Below are 23,457 nucleotides of genomic sequence, written 5' to 3' on the forward strand. Positions count from 1 at the left end.
TTAAGACACGATTACGTTAAAGTATTTTTAAATCCGATCTAAAAACACATTTGATTCGTAAATGATTAAAACACTGCATACAATTCAAATTTTATGAAGAACACTACCTCGAATCAACAGAAAAAAAGTTCCTTTTTTAAAACTACCTTGAACACCCTAAAACAGATCAACCTTTTCTCTAGCATACGTAAATTCTTCCATACTGCGGACGCATGGGGTGTTTTTGTAATGGGAAGCACTTTTGTGCTAATGCTCGGGTCTGCCTATCTAGTATATATTTTACAAGGTGACTTTGAACAGTTCAACATGGAGCGGATGGAAAATAGCTTAGGACTGACCTTTATGATCATTGCTGCGGCATTGTTTGTTTTCAAGACAAGTTTCTTTTTGTATACCGTTTATAGATATTTTAAGTATAAACCGATTTCTTCCGTTTCGGATGAGGAGCTGCCTACCTGTACCGTAATTGTGCCCGCTTACAACGAAGGCAAGCAGGTCTATCACACTTTGATAAGTCTTGCCGAAAGTGATTTCCCTATGGAGAAACTCGAGCTTTTGGCCATAGATGATGGTAGTCAGGACGATACATGGGAATGGATACAAGAAGCAAAAAAAGAGCTTGGGAACAGTGTGTCCATTTATAAACAGCCAAAAAACAAAGGAAAAAGGCATGCACTCTATCGTGGGTTTAATGAGGGTAAGGGAGAGATTTTTGTGACTGTGGACAGTGATTCGATTGTAAAATCGGATACGCTTCGAAATTTAGTGAGTCCATTCGTAACCAATCCCGAGTGTGGCGCTGTCGCAGGTAACATCCGAGTGCTGAACAACGAAAAAGCATTGTTGCCAAAAATGTTGGACGTAAGTTTTGTTTTGAGTTTTGAGTTTGTACGCTCAGCGGAGAGCAGCCTAAATTCGGTTTTGTGTACTCCTGGGGCGTTGGCCGCCTACAGAAGTTCAGCAGTATTTGCCTGTTTGCCCGATTGGATCAACCAAACCTTTATGGGAAAACCTTCCGATATTGGGGAAGATCGAGCTATGACAAACATGATCCTGAAACAAGGACACCATGTGTTGTTCCAAAGGAATGCATACTGTTACACCAATGTTCCAGAACAATATAAAGGACTGTACAAAATGTTCATTAGGTGGGGAAGGAGCAATGTTAGGGAAAATATAGAAATGTCCAAGTACGTGTTCAAAAATTTCCGAAAAGGGCCTAAAACAGGTACAAGGTTGTTGTTTACAAGTCAGTTTTTAAGGATCATAATGAGTTATCCGTTCTTGATCTTTATGTTATTCTTTATACTAACCCATCCGCTATTATTTATTAGTTCAACATTGGTAAGTATTATGGTATTGACCTCGTTTCCCGTATTTTTCTATGCCAAACGCTACGAGCTTTCCGAATCGTTCTGGGCTTATTCCTATAGCATACTATACACCTTTGGTCTATTTTGGATTACACCCTATGCCATCGCTACCGCTAACAAAAGGGGTTGGTTAACACGTGGACTATCCAATAAAAAATAAAATTTATTTAAAAATACCAACTTCTCTATAAAATTGCTCAAGAAAACATTCCATAAATCGGTGTCTTTCTTGAGCTATTTTTTTGCCTGTTGTAGTATTCATTGTATCCTTTAGCAACAGTAATTTTTCGTAAAAATGGTTAATTGTTGGGGCATTGGAATTTTTGTACTCCTCTTTGCTCATTTGTAAATTGGGGGGAATCTCTGGATTATAAAGTTCACGGTTTTTAAATCCACCATAATTAAAAGCCCTGGCAATACCTATGGCACCAATAGCGTCCAACCTGTCTGCATCTTGTACAATTTGGAGCTCTTTGGATGTAAACGAAGCCCCATTGTTATCTAAACTGTTCTTAAAGGACATATGCTTTATAATGTTGACCACATGCTCAATAATTTCTTTATCAACAGATTGGGATTCCAAGAACTCTCTCGCCTTGGAGGGGCCAATATTTTCATTGCCGTTATGGAACTTTGGGTCGGCAATATCATGGAGTAGTGCAGCTAGTTGAACCACAAGCGAATTGGCACTTTCCTGTTTTAAAATCGATTTTGATGTATTGAAAACACGTTCAATATGGAACCAATCGTGACCTCCTTCTGCATTTTGAAGCTCTTTTTTTACAAAATCAATGGTGCTTTGAACTAGTTGGTCATTCTTCATCTAATGTGTATTTACTCCCGAAACAATTTGTTTTTCTATTTGGGCGATCAGTTCATCGGCATTCCCTTTGTTCTCCATTAGCGGGTGTACATCAAACGTAAGATGAGAGCCCAGTCCCATCGGAAATTTTCCGTATCGCAACAGTTTCCAAGAATTGTTTATGCTCACGGGCACGATCAATGCGGAAGGTGCGTTCTTCAACATTACCTTGAGCCCAGTGGTCCTAAAAGGTTTTGGCACCCCGTTTCTACTTCGGGTCCCTTCAGGAAAAATAACAGCACTTCGGTTATTTTCCTCGATATACTTGGCCAACTTTTGAAGCTCGGCAATGGACTGCTTAGGGTCTTTTCTATCTATAAGTGCCGAACCACCGTGCCTTAAGTTATAGGATACACTGGGGATTCCTTTTCCCAATTCAATCTTGCTCACAAACTTGGGGTGGAATTTACGCATGTACCAGATAATAGGAGGAATATCGTACATGCTCTGATGATTGGTAACAATGATCAGGGGTCTGCTTTTAGGAAGATCTTGTTTGTTCCTAAAACTATAACGCGTGCCCAGAACATTTGTGCAACGCATTATAAACCAATTTAATATGGAAACGCTGCCCTTATGGGCATTATATCCGAAAATATTTAAACATACCCATTGTATGGGATGAAAAATAGCAAGGACCAGACCAAAAAGGACAAAGAAAACAATGGTTAGGGGGTACGATAACAGTTTTAGCACGTTTGCACAGGTATTGGTTGATGTAAAAATAAGAAACCACCCTAAAAGGGTGGTCTTTCGATATCTTATTTACTTGATTTTAGCAAAATTCGTTATAGGCTTCCATCAAATTTTCGGCAATAAGTTCTGCAGGTCTTCCTTCAATATGGTGTCTTTCGATCATGTGTACCAATTCACCATCTTTGAAAAGGGCCATGCTGGGTGAAGAGGGAGGAAACGGGACCATGTGGTTTCTTGCCGTAGCAACTGCCTCCATATCGACCCCGGCAAAAACAGTGACCAAATTATTCGGTGTTTTGCTGTTTTGAAGGCTCAACTTGGCCGCAGGTCTTGCGTTGGCCGCGGCACAACCACAAACCGAGTTTACCACGACCAAGGTGGTGCCATCCTTTTTTAGGGCATTTTCAACAGCTTCGCTGGTATGTAGTTCTTCGAACCCGGCTCCTGCCAAGTCTTCGCGCATAGGTTTTACCAATTCTTCTGGATACATAGACTTCTTTTTAATTACGGTACAAAGATACGGTATTGTCAGGTTTTTTTCATCACCCTTAACATTGCTTAAAGCTTTGTTTACTTATCAAACCCCTATCTTTGCGCTTTAATTTTTGAAGTATGATCAAGTGGATAGCCGCTTTTCTTGGTTATTTTTTATTCAGATTTCCCGGTGCGGTATTGGGGTTTATAGTAGGGAGCTTTTTGGACAACTTTGGTGGTTCTGGCAATAGAACACGCACAGTTTTTGAAAATGTGACCAGACAATCGGTTTCTCCTGCCGATTTTGAACTGAACCTATTATCTCTTTGTTCCATTATAATTAAAGCCGATGGACAGGTAAACCAGAGAGAGTTGGATTACGTAAGGCAGTATTTTTTGAGCACGTACGGAAAAGAGAAAGCAAATGCTATCTTTAGAACGTTCAACCAAGTAATTAAAAAAAGGGAGATATCCGCTGAGCGCATTTGCAGCTTTATGGCACAGCGTACCAGATATGAAGTGCGGTTGCAACTGCTGCATTTTTTGTTCGGTATAGCCCAATCCGATGGGCAGGTAAGTAAGGCAGAGGCACAAAAACTTAAAGAGATTGCAAGGTATTTGCGTGTCGGCCAACACGATTTTGAAAGTATAATGGCCATGTTCATTAAATCGGCCGATACCGCATACAAAATTTTGGAAATTGAAAAAACCGCCACCGATGATGAGGTAAAGAAAGCTTACCGGACGATGGCGAAAAAATATCATCCGGACCGGGTGGTCACGGAAAATGAGGCCATACGAAAAGGCGCCGAAGAAAAATTTAAAGAAGTACAAAAAGCCTACGAAACCATCCAAAAGGAAAGAGGACTATCTTAATCAATTATAAACATGGACGAATTTTTATTTTATACCAAATTAGGTCTTGAGCACGTCTTGGATTTTGGGGCATACGACCATATTTTGTTTCTATCGGCCCTAGCAGTGCCGTTCACATTCAAATATTGGAAACGCGTATTGATTTTGGCTACCATTTTTACCATTGCGCACTGTACATCTTTGGCTTTATCGGTGTATGAGGTTATGACCGTGGATGTTGGTCTTATCGAATTTTTGATTCCGGTTACGATTTTGCTAACAGCCCTCTTCAATTTTGCCTATGTGTATCGCGAAGCACTCGATGTAGGTATTTTTCTTCACGTTTTGGCAACGGCATTCTTTGGTTTGATCCATGGGTTCGGGTTTTCCAACTACTTTAAAATGCTAATGGCAGAGGAAGAGGACAAAATTACACCATTGTTGGGGTTTGCCACAGGTATAGAACTTTCGCAGATAACCATAATTTTAGTGGTACTGGCCATTGCATATGCTGTTTTAAATCTCTTCAAAGTAAAAAGGCGCATATATATTGCCATTGCGTCAATTTTGATCATAGCCATCACAATACCTTTGTTGATTGCTACGTTCCCCATGTAGGGCCAAAGTTAAATTTAATCGAATAAGGTTGTAAAGGTCTTTTAAAGCAGGTATATTTAATTAATTATCAGCGTTTTTTGGATAAATGAAGGCGAGCAAGCAAGAAAAATACGATAAGGCCTATTTACGGATGGCCCAAGAATGGGGCAAATTGTCTTACTGTAAAAGAAGGCAGGTAGGTGCCATAATCGTTAAGGACAGGATGATCATTTCCGACGGTTACAACGGTACACCTACTGGATTTGAAAATTTTTGCGAAGACGATGAAGGGTACACAAAATGGTACGTGCTCCATGCCGAGGCCAACGCCATACTTAAAGTAGCCTCTTCTACACAGTCTTGCGAGGGCGCCACATTGTACATTACACTCTCACCTTGCAGGGAATGTAGTAAGCTTGTGCACCAGGCTGGCATAAAACGTGTGGTATACCAGAATGCCTACAAAGACGATTCTGGATTAAAATTTCTGGAAAGGGCAGGCGTAGAAATTGTTCATTTGCCCATCCTGGAAGAAATGGTTTAATACCATAATAGCTATATGAAAAAGATCAAAGGATATATTTGGCCTACCTTACTTGCCTTGGCAGTTGCCATTGGCATTTTTATAGGCGGCAAACTGCATTTTAACGACTCCCCGGAAAAACTATTTTCCACAAACTCCAAAAAAGACAAGCTCAATCGACTTATCGACTATATCGATTACGAATATGTGGACGATGTGGATACCGATAGTATTGTAGATGTAACCGTAAACAATATTTTGGGGAAATTGGACCCACATTCCGTTTACATTCCAAAGGACGAAATGAAAGACGTTGCCGAAAGCATGAAGGGAGACTTCGCGGGAATAGGAGTAAGCTTTTATATGTTTCGGGATACCATCACAGTTATCAGGACTATAAAAAATGGACCAAGTTATATAAGTGGCATAAAACCAGGTGACCGTATTTTAATGGCGGACATGGATACACTTTACGGTAGAAGAATTGCCAACGATGATGTGGTGTCCACCCTAAAGGGAAAAATTGGCACCAAAGTGAACTTAAAGGTCTTTCGAAAAACAGAAAATAAAATGTTGGAGGTCCCGGTAGTTCGGGATCGTGTGCCTATACGAAGTGTAGATGCCTATTATATGCTCACCAAGGACATGGGTTATATTAAGATCAATCGTTTTGCAGAATCCACGTTCGATGAGTTTAAAGATGCCCTTAGAAAATTAAAACTACGAGGAGCCGAAAAGTTGACCTTGGACCTTAGGGACAATCCCGGAGGATATTTGGGGATAGCCGAAAAATTGGCCGATGAATTTCTGGGAGAGGATAAACTGATCCTGTTCACCAAGAACAAAAAAGGAAAGGTCAAGAAAGCGTATGCCACAAAAAAAGGAGAGTTTCAGGATAGACAAGTGTATGTGCTCATCAATGAGCGTTCGGCATCTGCCAGTGAAATTATTGCCGGTGCCCTGCAGGATAACGACATAGGCACCATAGTGGGGCGGCGTTCGTTCGGAAAGGGGCTGGTGCAACGGGAAATGGATTTAGGTGATGGTTCGGCCGTTAGGTTAACTGTTTCTCGCTATTATACCCCCACGGGAAGATCTATTCAAAAATCATACAAAAAGGGTAATCACGACTACTATAAAACATTCATGGACCGCTACTCCAGTGGAGAACTCGTATCTGCGGATAGCATAAAAGTGGCCGATTCTTTAAAATTTGTTACCCCAAAAGGGAAAGTGGTCTATGGGGGAGGCGGTATAATCCCAGATGTTTTTGTTCCAATTGGGACCAACCAGGAAGAGGCTATAGAAAGTATGGACGATACCTATCAGTTTTTTGCCCGTTTTGTGTTCGAGCATTTGGAAGAGGATAGAACAATTTATGATGATTATACCCAAAATAGTTTCTTGGATGAATTTAAAGTAGATGATATCTTGTTCGACAAGTTTATCCAATTTGTGCTCGATCGCAAGATCAAACTAGATTTTTACGCTTACGAGGATAAGATAAAATCGTATTTAAAGGCCAATATTGCCGAGCAATTGTACTCTCCTAATCTTTCCGCACAGATCAAGGGCGAACACGACGCAATGCTACTAAAAGTAAGGGCTTTGGACGAAGCTACTTCAATAGGTCCATCGCAAATCGGAGCGGTAGGGGTTAAGCCCTAACTTATTTTTTTAGCTTGTTATCAATCTTTTTGGAGGTCATAAAGATCAACATTAGAATTATTGCGCACAAAGAAGCCACAATACCGATCAGGGCAACAGTGCTGTCACCCTTTAGTGGGTTCTCAAAATCTACCATGGTCACGTTGTAGGCAATAAGCCCCAACGCGATTATTATTATAACAATAGCAAAAGTCCTGTTCATATCAATATTTTACGCACTGTGGGTCATCAACTCGTTAATATTGGCAGCGAATAGCTTTACTGCAATGGCCATTAGAATAACACCGAACACCTTTCGGATAATATTAAGGCCATTTTTGCCCAATATGCGTTCTATTTTTGCACTCGATTTTAAAACGATGTACACAAAGATAACGTTTATAACAATGGCAATTATTATGTTCTCTACATGATATTCCGCCCGTAGGGACAATATGGAGGTCAATGTACCGGCGCCGGCAATTAAGGGGAACGCAATGGGTACAATGGAAGCTGTTTCCGGCTCATCATCTTTGTAAAGGGTAATTCCCAAGATCATTTCTATGGCAAGGAAAAATATAATAAATGCACCTGCCACGGCGAACGAGTTTACATCTATACCGATCAAGGATAGTATACTCTCGCCAACAAATAAAAACGCGATCATAATACAAGTTGCCACAATCGAAGCTTTTTCCGATTGTACATGGCCTACCTTGTTCCGCAAGGACAAAATAATGGGAATACTGCCCAATATATCGATTACGGCGAACAATACCATTCCTGCGGTCGCAATTTCCTTAAGGTCAAAATTCATGGCGTTAATTTTTTCGGACGGCAAATTTACGGTTAAAAATTACTTTTGGACTACATAAAAGTGTTTATAAATCATCAATTTTTTGTTTTGGATTACCTTTGCGATAAAAGTTGATTCTTTATGTTCCAAATTGGTAAAACCATTGTGTCCGAAGAGATTTTGCAGAACGATTTTGTTTGCAACCTCAATGCTTGTAAAGGGGCCTGTTGTGTAGGGGGTGAATATGGCGCTCCCTTGGAAGATTCCGAGACCGATAGGCTTGTGGACATTTATCAAGATGTAAAACCTTTTTTACGTCCGGAAGGAATTAGTGCCATAGAGGAACAAGGTGCCTTTGTGAAAGGGGAAGATGGTGAGTGGGAAACTCCGTTGGTAAACAATAATGAGTGTGCCTATGTTGTTTTTTCGGAAGACGGGGTTGCAAAATGTGGGTTGGAAGCTGCTTACGAAGCTGGAGTTACCAAATGGAAAAAGCCCATATCGTGCTATTTATATCCGGTAAGGACCAGGGAATACACCGAATTTACCGCGGTAAACTACCATAAATGGGAAATCTGTGATCCCGCTTGCTCTTTGGGAGCAGATTTAAAGGTGCCCATTTATAAATTTGTAAAGGATGCCTTGATCCAAAAGTTTGGAGAGGATTGGTACCGGGAATTGGAGACTGTAGTCAAGGAAAGCGCTAAATAGTAGGGATATCCAACACTACCTTGGTTCCGTTCGGATTGCCATTTTCATCAAAAAGGTCCATAATTGCCACATCAAATTTATTTTGATAATCCTTGGCAAAATTGGCCAACCTTTCTTTGGTAATATGTATGCCCAATGACTTTCTTTTAAGAACCCTGTTTTCTTTGTTGAGCTCCGCCATAGTTCGGCCTACTCCGTTGTCCACTATCTCGATGGTTACATGGCCCTTGTCCTTATGCTTCACATTGATCTGTATTTTTTTGTCCCCTTCTTTTGGGGATAGGCCGTGCCAAAGTGAGTTTTCCAAAAATGGTTGTAATGTAAGGGATGGGATTTTGATATTGTCCACATTGATATCTTTCTCCACCTGTATCTTAAAATCTATCTCATTGGAAAACCTGATATTTTCTATATTCATGTAAAGCTCCATGGTGCCCAATTCTTCCGATAAGGAAATTTCTTTTTGGGATGAGGCTTCAAGAATTTTGCGGACGAGTTTGGAAAATTTGTTCAGATAATGAACGGCATTTTTCTGCTCGTTGTTTATAATGTACAGTTTAATGGAATTCAATGAGTTGAACAAAAAGTGCGGGTTCATTTGGCTGCGCAACATTTTTTGTTCCAAGGTGAGCACTCTTTTCTCGTTCTTGCTTTGGTATTGCCTGTACAAAATGTAAAGAATAGAAGAAATAAGCCCCACGATCAAGGCGCTTACCAATAATGTGGTCTGGTTTTTTTTCAATCTTAACCTAACAATCTCATTTTCTTTGGCCAATACTGCAATTTGATTGTTTTTCTTATCGTTTTCGTATTTTACGATAACATCGTTCATGTACCGTAGGTTGGTGGCACTCGAAATCTGTTTATCGTACTCACCGGCTTTTTTGTAATACTCGTAGGCCTGTTTAAAATTTCCTCTGCCATTCTCCAGATCGGACAATTTTTCGTAGGCATATAGGATATTACTGGGGATATTCCTGGTTTGGGCCATTTCCAGGCCTTCGAAGATATAATTCTCCGCTTTATCGTAATTGGCCAATTTTGTGTGGGCCCATCCGGTATTGATATAAACCAAGGAGGTAATGGAAAAGTCCCCGATATTTTTGGATTCGTTCTGTAAAGGTTCCAATAGAACCAATGCCAGATAGGGCATGTTCTGTTTTAAATAAATCTGTGCCAAACTGTTCTTGCAGATCACACGGCCTATGTCGGAGTCTATTTCTTCGTTATAGGCCAAAGACTTTCTGTAGTTTTCGAGAGCTCCCTCCAAATCTCCTTTTTCCTCCAAACAGTGTCCTATGTTTTGATGGTTGATCGCCAATCCGAGTTGATTGCCCATCTCTTCTTCCAGTTTTAGGGCTCGTTCAAACTGCAGAATGGCCAAATCGTACTGTTCCAACGATTGGTAGAGGTTACCAATACCATTTAAGGCTACATTGATACTTCTTTTGATGTGGTTGGATGGATTCTCTACCTGTTCTGCCAGTTCCAATGCCCTCTGGTTGTAGTCCAATGCTGTTTTTATGGCGTCTGTTCGGCGGTATACGACCCCTAACATATTTAAGCTGAGCACTCTAAAATCTATACTATTGGCCTCCTCCGAAATTTCAAGGGCCTGCTCGTGCAGTTTTACAGCTTTTTCATACTGGGAAATGTTCCTGTATTTCATTCCCAATAAGTTCAGTGCATATGCCCTGCCTTCAGAATATGCATTTTCCCTGCTCAAATTGTCAAAAAACCGAAGTAAGGTAGTGTCTCTTTTGTCCGGGTACAACTCTTTGTCCAATTCCTCGTAAGTCTTGGGCCGAAGCTGCACCAAGGTTTCCACTTTTTCTATAAACTCTTCGGGAATTTCCTGTGCACTTGATAGGTTAAAAACAAAAAAGAGCGAAAGAAAAAGCACTGTGTTTCTTTTCACTCGATTCAGGTATTCGACTTGTGTAAAGTTTTCTATAGGCACGGGAACATTGCGGGATTAAAGCATATCCAAAAAGTCGGATTTTTTTTGTCGGGAAACAGGGATTTTATGGTTGGATTCCAAAACAACATAACCGTCCGTTTTAAGGAATTCCTTTATTTTGTTCAGGTTTATGATGTAGGAATTATGGATTCTAAAGAAGCTGTTTTGGGGCAACAGGGCATTGACTTCCTTGAGTTTTTTGGTAAGCAGGATTTTTTGCCCATCAGCTAAAAAAATGGTACTGTAATTTCCGTCCGATTCTGCATAAAGTATATCGTCACTGTTGAGGAAGACCAACTTGCCATCCGTATTGATGGTTATTTTTTTATTATGGGAGTCCGCATTGAAGTTGAGCAATATTTTCTCCAACTTTTCTATGGTCAGGTTTTTGGCGTTGAACTTTTTTATTTTGGTAATGGTTTCCTCAAGATCATCCGAATCGATGGGTTTTAGCAAATAATCGATGGCCTCGTTTTTTAAGGCTTGCAGTGCGTACTGGTTGTAGGCAGTGGTGATTACAACAGGGAAATCCTTGTTCTTTAGGTTCTTTATGAATTGAAAACCGTCCATTGCAGGCATTTCAATATCCAAGAACAAACAATCTGGAGTGTTTTGTTCCAAATAGGTCAAGGCTTCTCGGGCATCGGTAAAGGACGCAATAATATCCACTTCATCGCTCAAATTGGTAAGTTCCCAACTCAAACTTTGTAGGGCCTTAATCTCATCATCAACAATTACTGCTTCTAGCATAATATAATATAGGTATAATCAAATTTAGAATTATTCCCCAAATACTGCTAAAATTATGTGTTAATGGATATTTAGTGCGTATAACTGGTAAAAAAAAACAAAACCAAAGGAAATCTGGTGATTTATAAGGACTTCCTTGTTCAATACTACGGATTTCGCCTACACACCTAAAATATACAACAGCCGATTATACACAAAAAGCTGCAATTTATACATAGAGCTCCTGAGCAAGGGCTTTTGTTATCTATATTCGGCATGTCAAAAAACAAAGGACAGACCAAATAGCCAGCAGATGAGAAAATGTGCAATATTGTTCCTGATTTTGATAATGGCTCTTATTTTTGCCGCAGTATCAGAAAAGAATAGTGCCGAATTAAATTCGGATTGGAATAGTGTGGTTGCCAAGAAATGATTTTGGCATCCCATTACAAGCTCTTTAAAATTTTGTATTACCAATAGAATGTACGGCCACAGCAACCAATCACATGATTGTAAAAACCGCTTGCAAGATTAAATCTTCAATTAGGCTGCAATCCGGATTTGATTTTAGGTTTCGGGGGAACTACCTAGAACAAATAAAGATTATACCGGCCATGATTGAAGAGGCCGTACTCTTGGTAATATTAAGCTAATAGTTCATCATAAAAGATAGGCCGGGCAAGTTTCTTGCCCGGCTTTTTGTTTATTAAGAGTTACTATTCTGTGCAAAATGTTGGAAGTGCCAGATGTCAACATTTTGTGTTAAAAACTTTACTGCATTTACAGCCCCTATTGCTTCTTTAATCCGCAGTATTTTTAAATATTTGCAACCATCCCAAATGTATTTTTACAAGTTTCCGCTATAGCTCTCCATAGGGCAATGGTGTATTTAATTGGGAAAAAGAAATACTGTAGTCTGGTTGATGTATTTTACAAAATGTTAGGTTACAGTTTTACTGTACTGTATTTATGCGGTACGTGTGATAGTGTTTATTGATTTTAATACCTCGGATGAGTTCACCCCACATTAGAACGTTCCGAGGTATTTTTGTTTGTGAGGAAACTAAAAAAGCCTCCTATTTAGGAGGCTTCTATTTTTATTGGAGGCTTCTAAAACTTAGAGTGACCATGCTTTACCATTGGTCAAAGTTGTAACATCCTCACAGGCAATATACTCTCCTGGTATTGGAAGATAAGCCAAAACTTCCTCTCCCACATATTCGGAATTTTTGTAGGCCCATGTCGCCAAATCCCTTAGTTCGTGGGCAAAGGATACTCTGGAAATCTCATCGTCCAAAGTTGCCTCTCCGCCTTCCATTATGGCTTGCATATAGCTCATAATGGCCTCGTTCTGCAAATCCTCTTCCTCGTCAGTTCGTTTTTTCAAATATGTTGCAAGGGCTGGTTCTATATCCGCAGGTTCTATGTCCATTAAGGATTCCTTACCGGAATCTGCCAAAACCTTTTCGTAAAATTTGTTCATCTTCATCACAACAAAGTCTCTTTGTTCCAACGGCATTACCTCATCCAAGTAAGCATCGATAAACGCATGTACGTTCATCTCTGTTGCAGAAGGGGTATCTGTTTTTGGAAGAATCACATCCAGGGTCTGTGCCATGGCATAACCTTTGTCCTTATCAAGGAAATTTGGAGTCCATTCCGCATATGCCGGTTTGTTCTTGCAACTTTGTAGTAACGACAATAATGTTGGAGTGGCAACGGCATAACCAAAAGCCAACCCCATATTTTTGAGTGCTGATCTTCTTTCCATTATATATTTCCTTTTTTAAGTTCTTGAGCTGCATGGTTGGCCGCTCTTGCAGTAAATGCCATATACGTTAACGATGGATTCACACAGCTTGCCGAGGTCATAAACGCACCATCGGTTACATAAACATTCTTACATCCGTGTACCTGGTTGTTTCCGTTTACAACAGAAGTTTTTGGGTCACGGCCCATACGGGCGGTACCCATTTCGTGGATTCCAAGTCCAAGGGCATAGGGCCGATCATATGGAGTAATGTCCTTGGCGCCGGCCTTTTCCAACATTTGAACCGCTTGGTCCTGCATGTCTTTGCGCATGTTGATCTCGTTCTCGCGGATTTCGGCATCAAAAGTTACGGTTGGTAGTCCCCATTTATCCTTTTTGTCGTAATCCAAAGTCATTTTGTTATCGTGGTAAGGTAGTATCTCACCAAAGGCAAGCATATTCATGGTCCAACCACCTGGGGTCAACATGGCGTCCTTGTAATCTTTTCCAAAAGAAGCTTCGGCAATCAATTCTTCATAGTTGCCTCTACCGGCACCACCTTGGTATCCGTAACCTCTGGTGAAATTTTTCATGTCGGAGTCGCCTCCTAGGTTTCTAAACCTTGGGATATAAATTCCATTTGGCTTTCTTCCTTTGTAGTATTTGTCTTCGTATCCTTCAAACTTTCCTGATGCTCCTACCAAGAAGTGGTGGTCCATAATGTTATGTCCCAATTCTCCAGAATCGTTTCCTAATCCATTGGGGAATCTATCGGATTTGGATTGCATCAAAATAGAAGTGGATGCAACAGCCGAAGCACAAAGGAATATAACCTTGGCCTTGAACTCGAACTCTTCTTTGGTCTCTCTGTCTATAACCTTAACGCCTGTTGCTTTTTGGGTATTTGGATCATATATGACCTCGTGGACTATGGAGTCGGGTCTTAAGGTCATGTTACCTGTGCGTTCAGCTGCGGGCAAAGTAGAGGAAACACTACTAAAGTATGCTCCGAAAGGACACCCTCTGATACATCTGTTTCTAAACTGGCAACGTACACGTCCATCGCCATCAAATTTTTTATCACTGTTAATGTGAGCTACCCTACCGGCGGTAATAACCCGTCCGTTAAAATGCTCGGCAACCTTACCCCTAACATGGTCTTCCACACAGTTAAGTTCCATCATGGGTTCAAACTGGCCGTCAGGCAATTGTGGTAGACCCAGGTTTTCCCCGGAAACTCCTATATAACTTTCAACTTTATCGTACCAAGGGGCTATATCCTTGTATCTTACCGGCCAATCAACGGCGATACCTTCGTTCTTATTGGCGGCGAAATCAATATCGCTCCAACGGTAGCTGTGTCTCCCCCACATAATGGAACGTCCGCCCACATGGTAGCCACGCATCCAATCAAAACGTTTGGTTTCATTGTAAGGGTGATCTAAATCGTTTACAAACCAGTGCTTGGAGGCCGCCCCAGTGGTATAGCCTGTTCTGGATTGTTTTTCTTGTTGTTTGATATCTTCTCGGGTTGCGTTCCCGGCATGGGGGAAATCCCAAGGATCCATATTGGCTGTTGGGTAATCTTCACGGTGCTTTACCATGGGACCTCGTTCCAAGACCAAGGTCTTGAGGCCATTTTCGCACAATTCTTTGGCAGCCCAACCACCACTGATACCCGTTCCTACCACGATGGCATCATAGGATTCCTGCTCCTGATTGTAATAAAATTTACTCATTTATTCGGATTGTTTATTTGCTAAATGTATTAATTATTAAATTAATTTTCTACATTTAATCCCTATGTTTATTGAGAATTCAGCACTATAACGTTGTAGTTTTTGGATTCTGAAAGAAATTAACCAACATAAAAATATGAACAGACGTAGATTAACCCAAAAAAGTATCGTAACCCTAATTTTTGTTGTTTTTTTAGGATTTTCTTCCTGTAAGGAAAATCAAAAAAAAGAATCCGAAGCAGAAAAAGTAACAGAGCAAGAAGTTGCAGAGGAGTCCAAACCGGAAATTAAACTCTCATTGGCCCAATGGTCCATGCACAAAATGATTCTTGAAGAAGGAGTGGACCCATACTCTTTTGCAGAAAAGGCGAGCAACTGGGGCTTTGAAGGACTGGAGTATGTAAGCGGCCTATATTACAAAGAATTGCAGGCGGCCAATTTTTCGGAAGAAGCGATGAACAATTGGGTGGAAAAAAGCAAGGCAGAAAGTGAAAAATATGGGCTTCGGAACCTTTTGATCATGGTGGACGGCCAAGGGGATATTGCAGTGGAAGACGAAACTAAAAGAACAGAAGCTGTGGAAAACCATTACAAATGGGTAGATGCGGCCGCAGCATTGGGCTGTCATTCCATTCGTGTTAACCTAAATGGGAGCATGGAGCCCGAAGTTTGGATTCCGGCCTCTGTTGAAGGACTTAAGCAATTGGCAGGCTATGCCAAGGAAAAGAACATCAATATTATTGTGGAAAACCATGGCGGCCCATCTTCGAACGGTGCATTGTTGGCCGAGGTAATGGAGAAGGTGGGTATGGAAAACTGCGGCACACTGCCAGATTTTGGTAATTTTTGTATCAAAAGAGAGGCCGGCGACTACTATTCGTCCAAATGCTTGGAAGAATACGATCGTTATAAGGGAACCAAAGAACTCATGCCTTATGCAAAAGGTGTAAGCGCCAAATCCTATAGTTTTGATGAAGAAGGCAACGAGACCAGAGTGGATTATCCACGGATCATGGAGATTGTCCTGGAATCCGGATACGAAGGTTTTGTTGGAGTAGAATATGAAGGCTCCGACCTGAGCGAAGAAGAAGGGATTTTGGCAACCAAAAGGCTCTTGGAGAGAATAGTGCAGTAAAACGAACACAATAGCATCAAATGAAGGGGTTTTTACAGCAGCTCTTCGATTACAATTTTTATTGTAACAAAAAAATTATCGAGCAATGCAGTGGTCGGGAAAAAGTTTCTGGCGACTGCATTAGACTTTTTAGTCACATACTCAATGCGCACCATATTTGGAACCAGAGATTACTTGGTTCGGAAGTAAAGTTCGATGTTTGGGATCAACATGATATGGTACTATGGGAAGAAATCCATTACGAAAATCAAAAGACCTCTTTTGAAATTATTTCCAATACGGATACCTTTGAAAAACGTGTTGAATATGTGAACAGCCAACAAGTTCACTTTTCTAACGAGGTAAAGGATATTCTTTTTCATATTATCAATCATTCCACCCACCATCGCGGTCAAATTATGATGGAATGGAGAAAGGCTGGTATAGCTCCGGAACCTTTGGATTATATACACTACAAACGATAACAACTAACTAATTACACAACATGAATTTTAAGACCAAATTTCAACTGTCCTTTATGATGTTCCTCGAATTTTTTATTTGGGGCGGATGGTTTGTAACACTGGGAACTTTTTTGGGAACCAATTTAAAAGCTAGCGGCGGGGAGATCGCCCAGGCGTTTTCCACTCAATCTTGGGGTGCCATAATAGCTCCTTTTATTATTGGGTTGATCGCAGACCGATATTTTAATGCTGAACGGATTTTGGGCATTTTGCACCTAATAGGGGCATTTTTAATGTACCAAATGTATCAGACCACGGAATTCTCCGTGTTCTATCCATATGTTTTGGGCTATATGATCTTGTACATGCCGACTTTGGCATTGGTCAATTCCATTTCATTTAATCAAATGAAAGATCCTGCCAAGGAATTCTCGCCGATTAGGGTGTTTGGAACCATTGGCTGGATAGTTGCGGGATTGGTGATCAGTTATGTTTTTCTGTGGGATTCACCCGAGAGTTTGTCCGCTGGAATGCTGAAAAACACTTTTTTAATGGTAGCCATAGCATCGGCAATATTGGGGTTGTTCAGCTTTACCTTGCCCAAAACACCGCCAAGAGTGGACAAGACCGAAAAAGTCACCATAACCGATGTGTTGGGGCTCGATGCCTTGAAATTGTTGAAGGATAAAAACTTTTTGGTTTTCTTTATTGCCTCGGTATTGATTTGTATCCCATTGGCCTTTTACTATCAAAACGCCAATCCATTCCTCACCGAGATCGGATTGGACAATCCGACCGGAAAAATGACCATTGGGCAAGCTTCCGAAGTGCTTTTCATGCTATTATTGCCACTGTTCTTTACAAGATTTGGCTTTAAAAAGACCATATTGGTCGGAATGTTGGCCTGGACTGTACGTTATTTGCTCTTTGCATATGGTAATGCAGGCGATTTGGCATTTATGTTGATTTTGGGGATAGCACTTCACGGAATTTGTTACGATTTTTTCTTTGTGTCCGGCCAGATCTACACCGATACCAAAGCGGGCGAAAAATATAAGAGTGCAGCTCAAGGCCTGATCACCTTGGCCACTTATGGAGTGGGGATGTTGATAGGGTTTTGGATAGCAGGAAAAATTACGGACTCCTATTTATTGGAAGACGGAAGCCATGTTTGGCAAAACATCTGGATTTACCCAGCAATATTTGCAGCCGTGGTATTTGTGCTGTTTGCGTTGGTATTTAAAAATGAAAAAGTAGAATATAAATCATAATAAAAAACATGCCTAAAAAAATAAGACTTGGAATTCTTGGTGGGGGCGGCGACTCCCTTATCGGAGTTTTGCACCGCGTAGCCTCTTTTATAAATGATAATTATGAAATCGTTGGGGCCGTATTTACCCCCGAACTGGAAGATAGTCTAGCGTTCGCAAAAGAGATAGATATTCCAACGAATCGAATTTATAAGGATTTCGATACCTTGGTGGAAGAGGAAATGAAACTGCCGGAAGACGAACGTATTCAGGTCTGTTCCATTCTAACCCCAAATTTTTTACATTTCCCAATGGCCAAGAAATTGTTGGACAATGGTTTCAACGTAATCTGTGAAAAACCAATGACCACCACTTACGAAGAAGCCAAAATATTACAGGAAACCCAAGTAAGGGCCGGTACCGTATTTGCCGTGACCCATACCTATACCGGATACCCAATGGTGCGCCAAATGAGGGAGATGATCAAAGAAGGGGTAATTGGAAAAGTTCACAAAGTGGATGCCCAATATTATCAAGGCTGGATGAACCCGATAATCCATGATAAAGAAAAGCGCGCCACCGTTTGGCGCTTGGACCCTAAAAAGGCAGGGATTAGTTCTTGTATGGGAGACATTGGAGTACATGCCTTTAATATGGTCGAGTACACCACCGGATTAAGGGTTAGATCTCTATTGTGCGATTTCAATTATTTGTACGACGATAACCAAATGGACATGGATGGAACCGCTTTAATACGAATGGATAAGAATGTAAAAGGCGTCATTAGGGCAAGTCAGGTGGCCACTGGGGAAGAAAATAACTTAACTATTGCCGTTTATGGTGAAAAAGGAGGTTTAAAATGGGAGCAGGAGAACCCTAACTACCTATATAAATTAAATGATCCAGAACCTTTGCAAGTATACAAGCCAGGACATGGGTACAATTCCGAACTCTCTTTGGGCGGTACAAAATTGCCACCAGGCCACCCAGAAGGAATTTTTGATGCCATGGCGAACATATATTTGGGCGTGGCCAAGGCAATTCGTGGAGAAGCCTATAACAACGGAGAATTTCCGACCATAATAGATGGTGTGCGTGGCCTAAATTTTATAGAAAACACCGTTGCTTCACACAAGAATGGAAATGTTTGGGTAGATATGGATTGATCCAGAACCCAAAATAATAGATATAATGGCTGTCCAATGGACGGCCATTATTTTTTATATAGCATTTCAAATTGCTCGAACACAATGATCATGCTTTCCTTTGGAGTTGTGCCAAATTTGGCCAATTCGCGGGTGTAGTAGTCCCAATGGGTCTTTTTCCAATGTTCCAGACTTTTATCCCCTTCACCTTCCAAACGGGCGTGTTCTTCTCTAATACTAAAATAAGGGAGCAGTTTTACCCCAGTGGTGCGAACAATACATTTGGCATTCCCGTCCCAATCCGTAACCACATAAAAATCTCCGATTTTAGGTAAATTTTCGTTGCGGAGCTGTAAACCTATTAAGGAATGTGAGGTGGCTCTTTTGGTTTCTTTGCAAACAAGATCTGCACAAGTATTGGCATCTTGTTCATTATCACAAAAATGTATCACTTTTGGAGCATCTTGGGAGGCAAACTCCAAATGGGCATCTAAAAAATCGCCCCATAAATTGCGGGCAGAAGCATTTTCCATATGTGGTTTTTATAAGCGGTAAGCTATTTTAATTGTATATGAATTCCTATATTTATGTTTTGCTACATGAGGTGTAAAAATAGCATAGTTTTTTTCTTAAATATAGAAGATAAATCCCAATTTGATTGGGACTTCCTAATTCCTTAAAATTAAATTCAATGAAGACAATCAAAGGACCAGCTGTGTTCTTGGCTCAATTTGTGGACAGTCAACCTCCTTTCAATACCTTGGATGGAATGTGCAAGTGGGCCTCCGACCTTGGTTACAAGGGCATTCAAATACCAACTTGGGAATCATTTCTTATAGATTTGGACCAAGCAGCAGAAAGTCAGGATTATTGCGATGAGCTCAAGGGAAAAATTAATTCCTACGGATTGGAGATCACCGAACTTTCCACCCACTTGCAGGGACAATTGGTGGCTGTTCATCCTGCATACGATATTATGTTCGATAATTTTGCTCCCAAGGAACTGCACGGAAAACCGAAAGAACGAACCAAATGGGCAGTTGAAACGGTTAAAAAAGCGGCAACAGCAAGCCGTAGGCTCGGACTTAACGTCCATGCCACTTTTTCGGGCTCATTGCTTTGGCATACCGCCCACCCGTGGCCACAGCGTCCTGCCGGATTGGTGGAAATGGGTTTTGAAGAGCTCGCCAATCGATGGAAGCCCATCCTCGATCATTTTGATGAAGAGGGCGTGGATGTCTGTTACGAGATTCATCCCGGAGAAGACCTTCACGATGGGGATACTTTTGAAAGATTTTTGGAAGCTACGGGAAACCATAAGCGCGTAAACATACTTTATGATCCAAGTCACTTTGTTTTGCAACAACTGGATTATATTGCGTATATCGATCATTATCATGAGTTCATCAAATCCTTTCACGTAAAGGATTCGGAATTTAACCCAACAGGTAAAAAGGGAGCATTTGGCGGTTTCAACGATTGGGGAGACAGAGCAGGGAGATACAGGTCCCTAGGGGATGGACAGATCGATTTTAAGACCATTTTCTCCAAACTTACCCAATATGGCTGCGATGTTTGGGCCGTTATGGAATGGGAATGCTGTATTAAAAGCCCGGAACAAGGAGCGCGCGAAGGCGCTAAATTTATTCAAGATCATATAATAGAGGCAACAACCAAAACCTTTGATGATTTTGCCGGAGCAGATGTGGATAAGGAAAAATTGAAAAAAATACTTGGACTATGAAAAGAGCTTTGATGTTGGCATTACTGGCCATTGGCGTTGCCTGTAAAGAAAACCCAAAGGAAAATAAGGAAGAAAAAGAAGAAGTGATCGAGATTGTGAAAGAAGCCGAAAATGAGTGGGTTACCCTATTCGACGGAAGTTCATTCGAAGGTTGGCATTACTATAATGGCGGACCAGTTACCGAGCCATGGAAATTGGAAGATGGGGCCATGGTGTTCTACCCACCGGAAAACAGGGAAGAAGGAGCGTCTTTTAATCTGGTTAGTGATGCTGAGTTTACGGATTTTATTTTAACTATGGAATGGAAAATTGCCGAAGGGGGAAATAGTGGGATTTTTTGGGGTGTTTCAGAAGATGAAAAATACGCCCAGCCCTATTTAACAGGACCAGAAATACAAGTGTTGGACAATGAAAGACATCCTGATGCCCAAAATGGGGAAAATCGTATGGCAGGAGCTTTGTACGATATGGTTTCGCCTACCCAGCATGTAACCAAGCCAGCCGGTGAATGGAATACGTTTGAATTAATGGTGAACCATAAGACCAATAAAGGACATGTAGTATTGAATGGAACAAAAATAGTGGAGTTTCCAGTGCATGGGCCGGATTGGGACAAAATGGTCGCATCCTCAAAATTTGCAGATTGGGAAGGTTTTGGCGCTTACAGGACTGGAAAAATCGGTTTACAAGATCATGGGGACAGGGTGTCCTATAAAAACATAAAGATCAAAGCATTATAATATGTATAAATTAAAAATTGTTCCATTGCTTTTGGCCATCTTGTTTAGTGGATGGACTTGGTCCCAGGACATAGAGCCAACCACTCCCGAGGAAACGGAGATATATGAACCAGTGCCGCCAAAGGTAATTCCGGGCAAAGCAGGAGCTCCTCCAAGTGATGCCATCGTACTTTTTGATGGGACATCTTTTAAAAATTGGATAAGTTCCAGGGATAGCACGGATGCCAAATGGCTCTTGAACGGAGATAGCAGCATGACCGTAAAGGACAAGACGGGAGATATTCAGACCAAACAAAATTTTGGGAGCATTCAACTTCATATTGAGTGGAAATCCCCAGCAGTAGTGCAAATGGATGGACAAAACCGAGGTAATAGCGGTGTTTTCTTAAATGGAATCTATGAAGTTCAAGTATTGGACAACAATAACAACGACACCTATGTAAATGGTCAAGTGGGCTCCATTTATAAACAGCATGTGCCCTTGGCCATGGCATCGGTCCCATCTGGCGAATGGAACACCTACGATATAATTTATCATGCACCAGTGTTCGAAAAAGGACAAAAAATAAAATCAGGTACCATTACCGTTATCCACAATGGTGTGTTGATCCAGGACCATGTGGAGATCAAAGGCACAACGCCATATATTGGTTGGCCCAAGAATCCACCACATGGCAAGGGCCCTCTTAGGCTTCAGGACCATGGGGACAATAGCAGGGTGAGCTACCGTAATATTTGGGTCAGGGAACTGGAGTAGTTTCCAAGGGGCCATAATTTAGAATCTTCAAAGGTCAAAATCTATTTTGGTTACCTTTGGCAAAATTTAATCATACGTATATGATTCAATCCATGACAGGCTTTGGGAAGCACGTAGTTCAGCTTCCTTCAAAAAAAATTACAATAGAGCTTAAATCGCTCAACAGCAAAAATCTGGATATTAATGCCAGGCTTCCACAGTTTTATAGGGAAAAGGAGCTGGAATTACGTAAAATGATTGCCAGTGCCCTAAACAGGGGTAAAGTGGATTTTAGCCTTTATGTGGAAATAACCGGTGAGGAGACTACGGCAGAAGTTAACAAGGGTGTGGTTAAAAAGTATATGGAGCAATTGGCCGCAATAGCCCAAGGAGATGACATTAAACTGTTGGAAATGGCGTTACGTATGCCCGACACCCTTAAAACCGATAAAGACGACATCGATGCCGAAGAGTACGAGGCCATTAAAAAAGCAATGGACGAGGCCTTATCCAAAATAGTGGAGTTCCGCAATGAGGAAGGCAAGGTTTTGGAGCAGGATTTTGTAGAGCGATTAAAAAAACTTAACGAACTTTTGGATGCTGTAAAAAGCATGGACCCAGATAGGTTGGCTACGATACGGGAACGTTTGGAGAAAGCTGTGGCCGACCTTAAGGTGGAATTGGATGCGAATAGATTTGAACAAGAACTCATCTATTATTTGGAAAAGTACGACATTACCGAAGAAAAGGTACGTTTGGCGAACCATTTAAAATATTTTGAAACCACCCTGAATTCCAAAGAATCCAATGGCAAAAAACTAGGGTTCATCTCACAAGAAATAGGAAGGGAAATCAATACCATAGGATCCAAGGCCAATTTTGCACCCATGCAACAATTGGTGGTCCAAATGAAGGACGAATTGGAAAAGATAAAAGAACAAATGCTCAATGTGCTATGACAGAAGGTGGTAAACTCATCATATTTTCGGCCCCATCGGGAAGTGGTAAAACTACCATTGTAAAACATTTGTTGAATCAGCCGGAACTCAACTTGGCCTTTTCCATTTCCGCAACCTCGCGCCCGCGCAGGGGCAAGGAAAAAAATGGGGTCAACTACTACTTTATGTCCGTTTCCCAATTTAAGCGACACATTAAGGATGGCGATTTTTTGGAATGGGAAGAAGTGTACCGCGACAATTTTTATGGGACTTTAAAAAGTGAAGTGGAACGTTTGTGGGCAGAAGGCAAGAATGTAATATTTGATATCGATGTTTCTGGCGGGCTAAGGATCAAAAAGAAATTTCCGGACAAGACCCTGGCCGTTTTTGTGAAGCCTCCCAGTGTGGATGAGCTAAAGATCAGACTTAAAAAGCGCAGCACGGAGAGTGACGATAAGATCAATATGAGAATTGCCAAAGCGTCGGTAGAATTGGCAACCGCCCCTCAGTTTGATAAGATTATTAAAAACTATGATCTGGATGTAGCTCTCGACGAAGCCCACAAATTGGTCGCCGATTTTGTTGGGGCCAAGAATCCCGATTCAAAATAAGAT

Annotated in this window: 25 protein-coding genes; 15 read left to right on the plus strand and 10 right to left on the minus strand. The window is 41.1% G+C overall.

Going from position 1 to position 23,457, the window contains the following annotated elements:
• The first annotated feature begins 93 nt into the window (after window positions 1-93).
• On the plus strand, window positions 94-1,533 hold the full coding sequence (locus MJO53_RS07750) for a glycosyltransferase (protein WP_224835833.1): 1,440 nt from the start codon (window positions 94-96) through the stop codon (window positions 1,531-1,533).
• 3 nt (window positions 1,534-1,536) lie between these two features.
• Here the strand turns inward: MJO53_RS07750 and MJO53_RS07755 are convergent, their stop codons facing one another.
• The 3 genes from MJO53_RS07755 to MJO53_RS07765 form a co-directional block, all read right to left on the minus strand.
• Window positions 1,537-2,196 carry an HD domain-containing protein gene (locus MJO53_RS07755; protein ID WP_252081112.1) on the minus strand — a complete coding sequence of 220 codons (660 nt, stop codon included), beginning with the start codon at window positions 2,194-2,196 and terminating at the stop codon, window positions 1,537-1,539.
• The gene (locus MJO53_RS07760; protein ID WP_252081113.1) at window positions 2,197-2,931 is read right to left on the minus strand and encodes a lysophospholipid acyltransferase family protein; all 735 of its coding nucleotides are present in this window, start codon (window positions 2,929-2,931) and stop codon (window positions 2,197-2,199) included.
• Between the two features lie 79 nt (window positions 2,932-3,010).
• Window positions 3,011-3,421: a BrxA/BrxB family bacilliredoxin gene (locus MJO53_RS07765; protein ID WP_224835830.1), complete on the minus strand. Its 411-nt coding sequence runs from the start codon at window positions 3,419-3,421 to the stop codon at window positions 3,011-3,013.
• A gap of 122 nt (window positions 3,422-3,543) precedes the next feature.
• Here MJO53_RS07765 and MJO53_RS07770 point away from each other — a divergent pair, with 122 nt between their 5' ends.
• The 4 genes from MJO53_RS07770 to MJO53_RS07785 all read left to right on the plus strand — a co-directional run bounded on the left by MJO53_RS07770 (window position 3,544) and on the right by MJO53_RS07785 (window position 7,048).
• Window positions 3,544-4,281 (plus strand): TerB family tellurite resistance protein, encoded by a 738-nt coding sequence (locus MJO53_RS07770; RefSeq protein WP_252081114.1) that lies wholly within the window; start codon window positions 3,544-3,546, stop codon window positions 4,279-4,281.
• 12 nt (window positions 4,282-4,293) lie between these two features.
• Entirely contained in the window at window positions 4,294-4,878 is a 585-nt protein-coding gene (locus tag MJO53_RS07775) for a HupE/UreJ family protein (protein ID WP_252081115.1), read from the plus strand.
• An 85-nt stretch (window positions 4,879-4,963) separates the two neighbouring features.
• Complete coding sequence (locus MJO53_RS07780) at window positions 4,964-5,401, plus strand: deoxycytidylate deaminase (RefSeq protein ID WP_224835827.1); 438 nt, start codon at window positions 4,964-4,966, stop codon at window positions 5,399-5,401.
• A gap of 15 nt (window positions 5,402-5,416) precedes the next feature.
• Complete coding sequence (locus MJO53_RS07785) at window positions 5,417-7,048, plus strand: S41 family peptidase (protein WP_252081116.1); 1,632 nt, start codon at window positions 5,417-5,419, stop codon at window positions 7,046-7,048.
• A 1-nt stretch (window position 7,049) separates the two neighbouring features.
• On the opposite strand, the gene MJO53_RS07790 is transcribed toward MJO53_RS07785, so the two are convergent.
• A complete protein-coding gene (locus MJO53_RS07790; protein ID WP_224835825.1) occupies window positions 7,050-7,250 on the minus strand; it encodes a hypothetical protein in 201 nt (66 codons plus the stop codon).
• A 9-nt stretch (window positions 7,251-7,259) separates the two neighbouring features.
• Window positions 7,260-7,844 (minus strand): MarC family protein, encoded by a 585-nt coding sequence (locus MJO53_RS07795; protein WP_224835824.1) that lies wholly within the window; start codon window positions 7,842-7,844, stop codon window positions 7,260-7,262.
• Between the two features lie 120 nt (window positions 7,845-7,964).
• Between MJO53_RS07795 and MJO53_RS07800 the strand changes: the two genes are divergently transcribed.
• Entirely contained in the window at window positions 7,965-8,534 is a 570-nt protein-coding gene (locus tag MJO53_RS07800) for a DUF3109 family protein (RefSeq protein WP_252081117.1), read from the plus strand.
• Here the strand turns inward: MJO53_RS07800 and MJO53_RS07805 are convergent.
• The 4 genes from MJO53_RS07805 to MJO53_RS07820 all read right to left on the minus strand — a co-directional run bounded on the left by MJO53_RS07805 (window position 8,527) and on the right by MJO53_RS07820 (window position 14,712).
• On the minus strand, window positions 8,527-10,452 hold the full coding sequence (locus MJO53_RS07805) for a tetratricopeptide repeat protein (protein ID WP_252081118.1): 1,926 nt from the start codon (window positions 10,450-10,452) through the stop codon (window positions 8,527-8,529). The two genes, MJO53_RS07800 and MJO53_RS07805, sit on opposite strands and share 8 nt — an antisense overlap.
• Before the next feature lie 57 nt (window positions 10,453-10,509).
• A complete protein-coding gene (locus MJO53_RS07810; protein ID WP_252081119.1) occupies window positions 10,510-11,244 on the minus strand; it encodes a LytR/AlgR family response regulator transcription factor in 735 nt (244 codons plus the stop codon).
• Between the two features lie 1,096 nt (window positions 11,245-12,340).
• Window positions 12,341-12,994 carry a gluconate 2-dehydrogenase subunit 3 family protein gene (locus MJO53_RS07815; protein ID WP_224835820.1) on the minus strand — a complete coding sequence of 218 codons (654 nt, stop codon included), beginning with the start codon at window positions 12,992-12,994 and terminating at the stop codon, window positions 12,341-12,343.
• A complete protein-coding gene (locus tag MJO53_RS07820; RefSeq protein WP_224835819.1) occupies window positions 12,994-14,712 on the minus strand; it encodes a GMC oxidoreductase in 1,719 nt (572 codons plus the stop codon). The genes MJO53_RS07815 and MJO53_RS07820 overlap by 1 nt, the downstream gene beginning before the upstream one ends.
• 136 nt (window positions 14,713-14,848) lie before the next feature.
• Between MJO53_RS07820 and MJO53_RS07825 the strand changes: the two genes are divergently transcribed.
• Genes MJO53_RS07825 through MJO53_RS07840 form a run of 4 tightly spaced genes read left to right on the plus strand, consistent with a single transcriptional unit; the run spans window position 14,849 to window position 18,706 of the window.
• Window positions 14,849-15,847, plus strand: coding sequence for a sugar phosphate isomerase/epimerase family protein (locus MJO53_RS07825; RefSeq protein ID WP_224835818.1), 999 nt, complete (start codon window positions 14,849-14,851; stop codon window positions 15,845-15,847).
• A 20-nt stretch (window positions 15,848-15,867) separates the two neighbouring features.
• The gene (locus MJO53_RS07830; RefSeq protein ID WP_224835817.1) at window positions 15,868-16,311 is read left to right on the plus strand and encodes a DinB family protein; all 444 of its coding nucleotides are present in this window, start codon (window positions 15,868-15,870) and stop codon (window positions 16,309-16,311) included.
• A 20-nt stretch (window positions 16,312-16,331) separates the two neighbouring features.
• A complete protein-coding gene (locus MJO53_RS07835) occupies window positions 16,332-17,561 on the plus strand; it encodes a nucleoside permease (RefSeq protein WP_224835816.1) in 1,230 nt (409 codons plus the stop codon).
• A gap of 8 nt (window positions 17,562-17,569) precedes the next feature.
• Window positions 17,570-18,706: a Gfo/Idh/MocA family protein gene (locus MJO53_RS07840; RefSeq protein ID WP_224835815.1), complete on the plus strand. Its 1,137-nt coding sequence runs from the start codon at window positions 17,570-17,572 to the stop codon at window positions 18,704-18,706.
• A 47-nt stretch (window positions 18,707-18,753) separates the two neighbouring features.
• Here MJO53_RS07840 and MJO53_RS07845 read toward each other — a convergent pair whose 3' ends face one another.
• Entirely contained in the window at window positions 18,754-19,218 is a 465-nt protein-coding gene (locus MJO53_RS07845) for an ASCH domain-containing protein (RefSeq protein WP_252081120.1), read from the minus strand.
• Between the two features lie 158 nt (window positions 19,219-19,376).
• On the opposite strand from MJO53_RS07845, the gene MJO53_RS07850 reads away from it, so the two are divergent.
• The 5 genes from MJO53_RS07850 (at window position 19,377) to gmk (ending at window position 23,454) form a co-directional block, all read left to right on the plus strand.
• Complete coding sequence (locus tag MJO53_RS07850) at window positions 19,377-20,429, plus strand: sugar phosphate isomerase/epimerase family protein (protein ID WP_252081121.1); 1,053 nt, start codon at window positions 19,377-19,379, stop codon at window positions 20,427-20,429.
• Entirely contained in the window at window positions 20,426-21,169 is a 744-nt protein-coding gene (locus MJO53_RS07855) for a 3-keto-disaccharide hydrolase (RefSeq protein ID WP_252081122.1), read from the plus strand. The genes MJO53_RS07850 and MJO53_RS07855 overlap by 4 nt, the downstream gene beginning before the upstream one ends.
• 1 nt (window position 21,170) lies before the next feature.
• Window positions 21,171-21,926, plus strand: a complete 756-nt coding sequence (locus tag MJO53_RS07860; RefSeq protein WP_252081123.1) for a 3-keto-disaccharide hydrolase — start codon at window positions 21,171-21,173, stop codon at window positions 21,924-21,926.
• Between the two features lie 80 nt (window positions 21,927-22,006).
• Window positions 22,007-22,864, plus strand: a complete 858-nt coding sequence (locus MJO53_RS07865; RefSeq protein ID WP_224835810.1) for a YicC/YloC family endoribonuclease — start codon at window positions 22,007-22,009, stop codon at window positions 22,862-22,864.
• Window positions 22,861-23,454 carry a guanylate kinase gene (gene gmk / locus MJO53_RS07870; RefSeq protein WP_224835809.1) on the plus strand — a complete coding sequence of 198 codons (594 nt, stop codon included), beginning with the start codon at window positions 22,861-22,863 and terminating at the stop codon, window positions 23,452-23,454. The genes MJO53_RS07865 and gmk overlap by 4 nt, the downstream gene beginning before the upstream one ends.
• The last annotated feature ends 3 nt before the right edge of the window (window positions 23,455-23,457 follow it).

The organism is Flagellimonas marinaquae, from assembly GCF_023716465.1.
Taxonomy (GTDB): Bacteria; Bacteroidota; Bacteroidia; order Flavobacteriales; family Flavobacteriaceae; genus Flagellimonas; species Flagellimonas alginolytica.